Raw genomic sequence first — 9,012 nt, 5'->3', positions numbered from 1 at the left:
TGCTGATGGAGTTCACTTTCTAAGGGAAGCCTTTCTACTTGTTCAAGTTGAATAGAAATCAGCTCCAATTTCTCACGCAGGGTCCCTTCTTCCTGATCCAACCTCTCCAGAGCCAGACGCATCCCTTCGCTTCCTCTTTTTTCAGCCTCAGCTAATATTTTTTTACGCTGGAATCGCCATTGCTCCAATTCCATATGCACATATTGTGCTTGTTTTTCATATTCTTCCCGTAATAACGCCTTAGTTTTCTCTGTCAAAACAACTTTTACATGCACCAATCTCTCAATGCTGATCATAGGCACCGCCTCCCGACAGCTAAGAAAGTTATTTCGCTGCTTTCCTTTATATAAACACATGTAGTAACACTATATTTTGCATGTGGGGTTAACACGTATGTAGATACGAAAAAAGACTGGAGAACCCCCCAGTCTTTTTTATACGATTTCAACGGTAATCCGCTTATCAGTCTGAACTGCAGCAGCCGTTACAACCGTCCGCAGGGCTTTCGCAATGCGACCTTGTTTTCCAATAATCTTACCCATATCATCTGGATGAACGGAAAGCTCGAAAACTAAGATACGCTCCTTGTCCACTGCGTTCACTTTCACATGTTCCGGATGATCCACAAGAGCTTTCGCGATCGTTTCGATCAAAGCCTTCATCTAAAGATCACCGTCCCAATCTTACTTCTTGCCGATTTTTGCTTCGTGTACTTTCGCAAGTACGCCTACTTGAGAAAGCAAGTTACGAGCTGTATCGGTAGGTTGCGCTCCGTTCATGATCCATTGAACAGCTTTCTCGCTGTCAATGTTAACCACTGCTGGTTGAGCAACTGGATTGTAATAGCCGATCTCTTCAATGAAACGACCATCACGTGGGGAACGAGAATCCGCAACTACCACACGGTAGAAAGGAGCCTTTTTAGAACCCATGCGCTTTAGACGAATTTTAACTGCCATGTTGTTCACCTCCTAAAAGAATCAACGAAAAACGTTGTATGTGTCTATATATCTGAACTATCGCCTTTATAGAGCGAAGAGAGTTCAAGCTTACATTATTTAAACGGATTAAACGGGAAATTGAAGCCGCCTTTTTTATCATCGGCATCTCCGCCCATACCACCAAACGGATCGATCGGTGCATTTCCTTTAAAAGGAAAGAATCCGCCTTTTTTCTTGCTTTTCTTTTTCATTTTGTCCGTCATGCCTGTGAATTGCTTCATCATTTTCTTCATATCCTCGAATTGCTTGATGAAACGATTCACTTCCTGGATCGTGGTTCCGCTACCAGCAGCAATACGCTTGCGGCGGTTTGCATTCATGATATCAGGGTTAGCCCGCTCTTCCTTTGTCATCGACTTCACGATGGCCTCCGTACGAGCAATTTGCTTTTCATCCACCTTTAGATCCTTCATGCCCTTCATCTTATTCATGCCAGGCAACATACCCAACAGGTCCTCAAGCGGCCCTAGCTGACGCATTTGCTGCATGGAATCCAAGAACATGTCAAAAGTGAATTCCCCTTGGCGCATTTGGCGCTCCATCTCTTTTGCTTTATCCACATCGACGCTTTCCTGTGCTTTTTCTATCAAGCTCAGTACATCGCCCATCCCCAGAATGCGTGATGCCATACGATCTGGATGGAATGGTTCCAAAGCATCAAGCTTTTCACCCATTGCTGCGAACTTGATCGGTTTACCAGTCACTGCTTTAACAGAAAGGGCCGCACCACCACGTGTGTCTCCATCTAGCTTAGTAAGAATCACACCTGTAAGCTCTAGTTGATTGTTAAAGCTCTCTGCTACATTGACTGCATCCTGACCAGTCATAGCATCCACAACCAACAAAATCTCATCTGGCTTTGCCACTTCACGCACTTGTTGAAGCTCTTCCATGAGAGTTTCATCAATGTGCAGTCGACCCGCCGTATCAAGAATCACATAATCGTAGTGATTTTCTTTAGCATGTTCAATCGCTTTCGTAGCGATTTCTACCGGACTTACCTGATCACCCATAGTAAATACAGGAGCACTCAATTGTTCACCTAGTACTTGGAGCTGCTTAATGGCAGCAGGGCGATAAATATCGCAAGCAACCAACATAGGCTTACGATTTTGTTTTTGTAACAGCTTGGCCAGTTTACCGGTTGTGGTTGTTTTACCCGCACCTTGTAGACCAACCATCATAATAACAGTCGGTGGTCGGTTAGAGACAGCCAGCTTGGAGACGTTACCGCCCATAAGCTCAGTCAGCTCTTCATTTACCACTTTAATAACCATTTGTCCTGGCGTTAAGCTTTTCAAAACATCTTGTCCAACTGCACGTTCCTTGACCCGAGCAACAAATTGTTTCACGACTTTAAAGTTAACGTCTGCTTCCAATAAAGCCAGACGCACTTCCCGCATCGCCTCATTCACGATGGTTTCGTCGATTTTACCTCTGCCACGCAGCTTATCAAAGGCGCCCTGCAATCGGCTTGCCAAGCTTTCAAATGCCATATGTGCCCCTCCTAATCCATCTCTGACAGTTGGCGGAGCAAGATAAGCAATTCCTCTCTCGTATCGTCCCCACCTGTGGCCTCTACCAGATTGATCATCATCCTCACAACCTCTTGACGCTGTTCATACTTCGCTGTTAGCTTCAGCTTTTCGTCATATTCATAAAGCTGCTTTTCAGCTCGCTTGATATGATCATAAACGGCTTGTCGGCTTACTTCATGCATTTCTGCAATCTCGCTTAACGATAGATCATCCAGGTAGTAAAGCTCAAGGTATTCGCGTTGCTTTCCTTTTAACAGAGAAGCATAGAAGTCAAATAAGAGATTCACTTGATTCGTTTTTTCCAGCATGGAACCAATCCTTTACAGTTAGATCGGTTGCTACTGTGTAAAGTTTTTTTCCTTTACAGAGCCAAGTAATATACTATACAATCCTGCGCCTACTGTCAAGTCTTTTTGTTGACATTAATTTTTTCAAGATATATTCTGCAAAAACAGCGCTCGCAAGCTTGCTATTCTTGCTCGGACTCAGCTTCCTGCTCTGTCTCTTTTTCAATCAAGCCAGCAAACAAAGCATGAACGAATTGTTCTGGATCAAAGGCTTGTAAATCATCCATTTTTTCACCCAAACCTACATATTTCACCGGTATATCCAGCTCATTGCGGATAGCAATAACGATACCGCCCTTCGCTGTCCCGTCTAGTTTGGTCAAGACAATACCTGTCACACCAGCGGATTCCCCAAAAGCCTTAGCTTGGTTCATAGCATTCTGTCCAGTCGTCGCATCCAGAACCAGCAATACTTCATGAGGAGCATCTGGGATTTCACGTTGTAGGACACGGAAGATCTTATTTAGCTCTTCCATTAGATTCACCTTGTTTTGCAAACGACCTGCTGTGTCGCAGAGAAGAACATCTGCCTTACGTGACTTAGCCGCTTGTACCGCATCATAGATAACGGCTGCCGGATCAGCGCCCTGCTGGTGCTTAATCACATCTACACCAACACGGTCGCCCCAAACCTCCAACTGTTCAATCGCAGCAGCCCGGAAGGTATCCCCTGCAGCCAAAACTACTTTTTTTCCTTGTTGTTTAAACATATGAGCCATCTTACCAATCGTAGTGGTTTTTCCTACACCATTAACCCCTACGAATAACACAACGTTTAAACGTCCTTCCTCTATCTGTAGTGCCGTATTGTGGGCTTCATCATTGCGTAATAAGTTAACTAGCTTTTCCGATAGAATTGGTTGCAAGTCTAAGGCATTCTCGATTTTGTGCTTGCGAACCTCTCCTCGCAAATCATCAACGAGCTCCATCACCGTATTTACGCCTACATCGGCTGCTATTAGAATCTCTTCTAGCTCCTCGAAGAAATCCTCATCAATTTTTTGGTAGCGACGGACTAAATCCTCTACTTTCTCAACTAAAAGATCTCTTGTTTTGGTTAACCCATTCGTAAACTTCTGCGTTACCTCTTCTGATTTTTTTACGATGGAATCACGAAGTTTTTTAAAAAAGCTCACAACTGACCCTCCTTGAATGTTGTCTGTTTGTTTTAGTGGATCGGCGAGTCTTAAAAGACTGCAAATACGATCTATGAAGCGGATTCAATCAGTTTTTTCGTATCTTCTAGCTTAACAGACACCAGCTTGGAAACGCCGCCTTCCTGCATAGTGATACCGTACAGGACATCAGCACTCTCCATAGTTCCTTTCCGATGTGTGACACAAATAAACTGGGTCTCACCGCTAAATTGATGCATATATTCGGCAAAGCGGCTAACATTAGCTTCATCCAGCGCAGCCTCTACCTCATCTAATACACAGAATGGCACTGGCTTCACGCGCAGGATAGCAAATAAGAGAGCCATAGCTGTTAATGCGCGTTCTCCCCCAGATAATAACGCTAAATTTTGTAGTTTTTTACCCGGCGGTTGGGCTACAATATCAATCCCTGTTTCCAGTAATCGATCTGGTTGTGACAACAAAAGATCAGCCCTACCTCCTCCAAACAACTGCACAAATACATCTTGGAATTGAACTCGAATCTCATCAAATGTCTGTTGGAAGCGGCGTGACATCTCTGTGTCCATTTCAGCAATCACCTGATACAGCATTTCTTTTGCCTCTATTAGGTCCTCTTCTTGTTTCCGCAAGAAATCTAACCTCTCTGCTAGGCGATCAAACTCTTCAATTGCACCTAAATGAACGGTTCCGAGTGCAGCTATTTGCTTCTTCAATCCATTAACGACTCCCTGCTGCTCAGCAATCTCTCCCAACGGAGGATACTTTTGCTTAGCGAGATCAAAGCTTAGCTCGTACTCTTCTGATAGTTTGTTTAGCAAATGATCTAATTCTACTTCATACCGGTTTCCCTTTACTTCTTCGGCATGTAGCTTCTCTTCAAGTGCTTTTACTTGTTTACGAATCTCTTTTACCTCGAGCTCCAATTGCTCCTGCTTAGCAAATAGACTCGATCGATCTCCACGCCGTTCGGAAATCAGATTGGCTACACGGTCCTTATCCTGACGAAGCTCAGAAATTTTTTCATCCAGCTCTCCAAAAAAGGAATCGTTATTATCATCTAGGCTATGCAGATCCATCAAAGCCTGATTCGCTTCTTCCCATTCCTTTGTCAATAAGGTGCGTTGTTCACGTAAACGCTCCACCTGTTCGATTCGAGAAGCATGCTCCTGCTTTACTTGTGCCACGAGGACCTTCAGACTGGTAATCTGCTCATTCATTTCTTCCTTGCTGAGCATATGCTCTTTTCGTCTTGTTTCGGCTGTAGCAATAGCAGTTGTGAGCAAATGCTCTTCTTCCTCTAGCACCTTCAATTGCTGGCTCAGTTCCGTCAGCTTATGCTGAGCATCATTCATCTCTTTTTGATAAAGAGCCATATCCTGATCAAGTACAGCCATACGCTCCCGTAAGGATTTTCCAGATAGCTCCGCTTGTTGCAGCAAACCTTTTAATTCCTGTTCACGTAAGCGAAGGACCTCTCCTTGTTCACGCAGCTTTTCCTGTTGCTCTTCTGCTTGTTTCGCTGTCTTTGCAACAGCTTCAATGCTAGCCTTCTTCTGTGCAATTTCATTTTGCAAGGTATCTAACATGCCTTCTAGCTCTTCTACCTGACGGTTGCGGCCTAGAAGATTTGCATTGTTCTTCTTCACAGCTCCGCCCGTCATAGAGCCGCCTGCATTAACGATATCGCCATCTAGCGTGACCACCCGATAGCGGTAATGGCAGCTTCTGGCTACACGGTTTGCCTGCTCCAATGTTTCTGTAATGATGACATTGCCAAGCATAGACTCGACAACAGCCCGATAGGCTTCATCAAAGGAGACAAGACGACTGGCAATGCCTACCACTCCGCTTTCATTGCGCAATTGGCGTTCATCTTCACTAGTAAGGGAACGAGAACGAATGACCGATAGTGGTAAGAAGGTAGCACGACCCAGATTATGCCGTTTCAGGTAGGCAATCGCTTCACGCCCCGCTGCTTCATCATTTACGACTACATTTTGCAGGGCTCCTCCCAAAGCAACCTCAATAGCAGTTTCAACCTTGCGCGGCACTGTCATTAGCTCGGCAACCGCTCCATGGATTCCCTTCATGCCTTTTTCACGAGCGCGCAGGATTTCTTTAACCCCCTGCTGGAAGCCTGCGAAATCATGCTGCATCTCTTTTAATAGGTCTAGCCTAGAGCGCGTAGCTTCGCGTTGCTGTTCAAGACGGCGAATCTCCATTTCAGCCTCTTCGATTTGTTGCTCTTGTCCACGGGTTTGGGCCATGAATTCACGGAAACGGGTTAGAGTTTCATTTAGCTTTTGCTCAATTGCTGCAAGCTCAGCGGCATGCCCTTCCCCTGTATTTAGCTGAGTAGATTCTTCACTAACTAGGCGATCTCGGTCTGCCTGCAAACGCTCCATTCGTGCCTTGCTGGTATCACGCGTCTGTTCCTGATGCCTAATATCATTTCGGAGGCGAGCCATTTCATTAAGCTTGTCGAAGTAATCGCTTTTCAGCTTCTCCAGATCATCTGTCAACCCACGCACGACCACTTGGAATTCAGATTCCGCCTTCTTGAGCTTTCCTTCTGCTTCTCGCATCTTTCCCTTGGCTTCTTCTCGGCGTGCTTCTTCCGCTGTCAGCTCTTCCTCTATGACATGCTGCTTCTCGGTTAAGCGGTGCATTTGCTCCATCGTTTGCTTACGATTCGCTTCGAGATTTCTTTTGCGCTCCCGCAATACCTCACGGCGCCCCTCTACCTTCTCCGCCTCTTCACTCACCGTAAGCAAAACCTGCTGTAGCTCTTCAATTGATTCGTCAATCTGATTAACCTTGTAGCGAGCCTGCTCTAGCTCCGCTTCTTGCTGGCCTGCTTGCGCGGCACGCTTGGCTAATTGATTTTCTAAATCAGCAGATTGTCTTTTCGTTTCCTCCCATTTGGCATGCGTCTGCTCGATTTGCTGCACGTAGAGAGCTACCTCATGCTGCACAAGCTTTTCATGTAGGCCTTTATAAGTCTTGGCTTTTTCCGCCTGCTCCTGCAAGGGACCTACTTGCTCTTCTACCTCATTGCGAATATCATAAATACGCACTAAATTTTGGGTTGTTTCATCCAGTTTCTTTTCTGCTTCCCGCTTGCGAGTCTTATATTTTACAATTCCGGCTGCTTCTTCAAAAATGCCCCGGCGATCTTCTGATTTCGTGCTCAGTATTTCTTCGATTCGGCCTTGGCCAATGATAGAGTAGGCCTCTTTTCCTACACCTGTATCCATAAACAGTTCCATGATATCCTTTAATCGGCAGGAACGCTTATTAATAGAATAGTCGCTGTCCCCTGAACGATAGACTCGACGTGTTACGGTCACTTCGGAGTATTCGGTATCCAAAGAGCCATCCGAGTTATCTAGGGTTAAAGATACTTCCGCGAAATTTACCGGTTTGCGCGTATCGCTGCCGGCAAAAATAATATCCTCCATCTTGGAGCCACGAAGCGATTTAGCGCTTTGTTCACCAAGCACCCAACGAATCGCGTCCGATACATTACTCTTGCCGCTCCCGTTTGGACCAACTACCGCAGTCACTCCCGGTACAAACTCCAATTCGGTCCGGTCTGCAAACGACTTAAAGCCGATCAGTTCCAACCGTTTTAAATACATGATAATCTCCCCTAAACATACTCAATCCTCTTTAACTCTCCTAGTTTATCACAGATGACCCATTTGGCGTAGGGTGACTTGGGAAATACCTGATTTTCCAATGTTTTAAGAAACTCTCTATGGATTTCTTACTTTGGAACCCTATTTTCTTCTTACTTGCATGTAGCACGTAAAAAAGCCCCTACTTTGTATTCTTCCAAAGTAAGGGCCTGCTGTTATAAAGTCTACACCTACACTAGTCTGGTCTGTGCTACTCCAAGCATGTTTCTTATTTAGTTAGAGGCACCGTCCAATTGAGGTTACCTTCTCGAATGACTGTTTCATCAAGGAATAGAGTTTTACCTTGTATTTATCAATAATAGGAGCGAAAGCTTGTTGATTTCCTTGCAACACAAGCTTTATTAGCTCAGAGTCATCATGCATGATGCTATCCTCCTGACAAAAAGGGCACTGCGCAGTTTGTGAACCTTTTTGTGTGTTCATATAATAAAACTCCTTTTCTCGAAAAAACTTACACAGGATTTCAAAATAATTTGCAAATAACTTTTTCAGTAAAAAAACTAGGCTTCTACCTTGTAGAACACACAAAGTAGAAGCCTAGTTTTTTAACATGCTTTGAGCAATTTTTTAAGTTACGCTTTCGTTTCAATTTTCATGAGAGCAAGTGCAGCAGCGCGTTGTTCTGCTTCTTTCTTGGAACGACCGGAGCCTACTCCCAACTGATTTCCATTCAATATCACTTCGGATACGAACTCACGGTTGTGGGCAGGTCCTCTCTCCTGCAAAATGCGATAAATGATTTCTCCCAAGCTGTCCTGTTGAACAAGCTCTTGCAATTGACTTTTAAAATCGGTCACTTGTGTAAATTCACCTTTATCAATGCGCGGATACACATATTTTTCCAGGAATTGAAAAACCGCATCCAAGCCTTGATCAAGGTACAAAGCGCCGACAAAGGCTTCAAAAACGTCAGCAAGGAGAGCTGGTCGTTGTCGCCCACCTGTAAGCTCCTCGCCTTTTCCCAATAGCACCAGTTCACCAAACTGAAGCAACTCTGCAAACTTAACGAGTGACGGTTCACATACGATCGCCGCACGAAGCTTGGTCATTTCACCTTCACTCATTTTCGGGAACATTTTGTAGAGAAATTGGGAGACCGTTAGCTCCAACACCGCATCGCCTAGAAATTCTAGGCGTTCGTTGTCGGAAATCCGTTTGCCCCTTTGCTCGTTCACATAGGAAGAATGGGTGAATGCTTGCCGCAACAAGGACTCATCAGTAAATACGATTCCGATTTTTTCTTGCAGCTCTTTAAAATTCATCCCTCTCTCACCTTCCCTCACCGA

The 9,012-nt window shown here is 44.9% G+C and carries 9 protein-coding genes; all 9 read right to left on the bottom strand.

The window, feature by feature from the left end; translation table 11 throughout:
• Positions 1-296 (bottom strand): YlqD family protein (locus AYJ08_RS17270; protein ID WP_064018741.1); only part of this gene is annotated, 296 nt, incomplete at its 3' end.
• A 138-nt stretch (positions 297-434) separates the two neighbouring features.
• Positions 435-662 (bottom strand): KH domain-containing protein, encoded by a 228-nt coding sequence (locus AYJ08_RS17265; protein ID WP_003336874.1) that lies wholly within the window; start codon positions 660-662, stop codon positions 435-437.
• Between the two features lie 21 nt (positions 663-683).
• Positions 684-959: a 30S ribosomal protein S16 gene (rpsP, locus tag AYJ08_RS17260; protein WP_003336873.1), complete on the bottom strand. Its 276-nt coding sequence runs from the start codon at positions 957-959 to the stop codon at positions 684-686.
• 95 nt (positions 960-1,054) lie between these two features.
• Complete coding sequence (ffh, locus tag AYJ08_RS17255) at positions 1,055-2,497, bottom strand: signal recognition particle protein (RefSeq protein WP_031413639.1); 1,443 nt, start codon at positions 2,495-2,497, stop codon at positions 1,055-1,057.
• 11 nt (positions 2,498-2,508) lie between these two features.
• The gene (locus tag AYJ08_RS17250; RefSeq protein WP_003336871.1) at positions 2,509-2,847 is read right to left on the bottom strand and encodes a putative DNA-binding protein; all 339 of its coding nucleotides are present in this window, start codon (positions 2,845-2,847) and stop codon (positions 2,509-2,511) included.
• Between the two features lie 161 nt (positions 2,848-3,008).
• Positions 3,009-4,022 carry a signal recognition particle-docking protein FtsY gene (ftsY, locus tag AYJ08_RS17245; RefSeq protein ID WP_064018740.1) on the bottom strand — a complete coding sequence of 338 codons (1,014 nt, stop codon included), beginning with the start codon at positions 4,020-4,022 and terminating at the stop codon, positions 3,009-3,011.
• 71 nt (positions 4,023-4,093) lie between these two features.
• A complete protein-coding gene (gene smc, locus AYJ08_RS17240; RefSeq protein ID WP_064018739.1) occupies positions 4,094-7,666 on the bottom strand; it encodes a chromosome segregation protein SMC in 3,573 nt (1,190 codons plus the stop codon).
• 276 nt (positions 7,667-7,942) lie between these two features.
• On the bottom strand, positions 7,943-8,149 hold the full coding sequence (locus tag AYJ08_RS23635) for a hypothetical protein (RefSeq protein ID WP_157452886.1): 207 nt from the start codon (positions 8,147-8,149) through the stop codon (positions 7,943-7,945).
• Positions 8,150-8,298: 149 nt separating this feature from the next.
• The gene (gene rnc / locus AYJ08_RS17235; RefSeq protein WP_051870471.1) at positions 8,299-8,988 is read right to left on the bottom strand and encodes a ribonuclease III; all 690 of its coding nucleotides are present in this window, start codon (positions 8,986-8,988) and stop codon (positions 8,299-8,301) included.
• Between the last annotated feature and the right edge of the window lie 24 nt (positions 8,989-9,012).

Origin of the sequence: Brevibacillus sp. SKDU10, assembly GCF_001645205.1 — a bacterium.
Lineage (GTDB): Bacteria > Bacillota > Bacilli > Brevibacillales > Brevibacillaceae > Brevibacillus_B > Brevibacillus_B halotolerans.
This window is presented reverse-complemented; position numbering and strand designations above follow the sequence as displayed.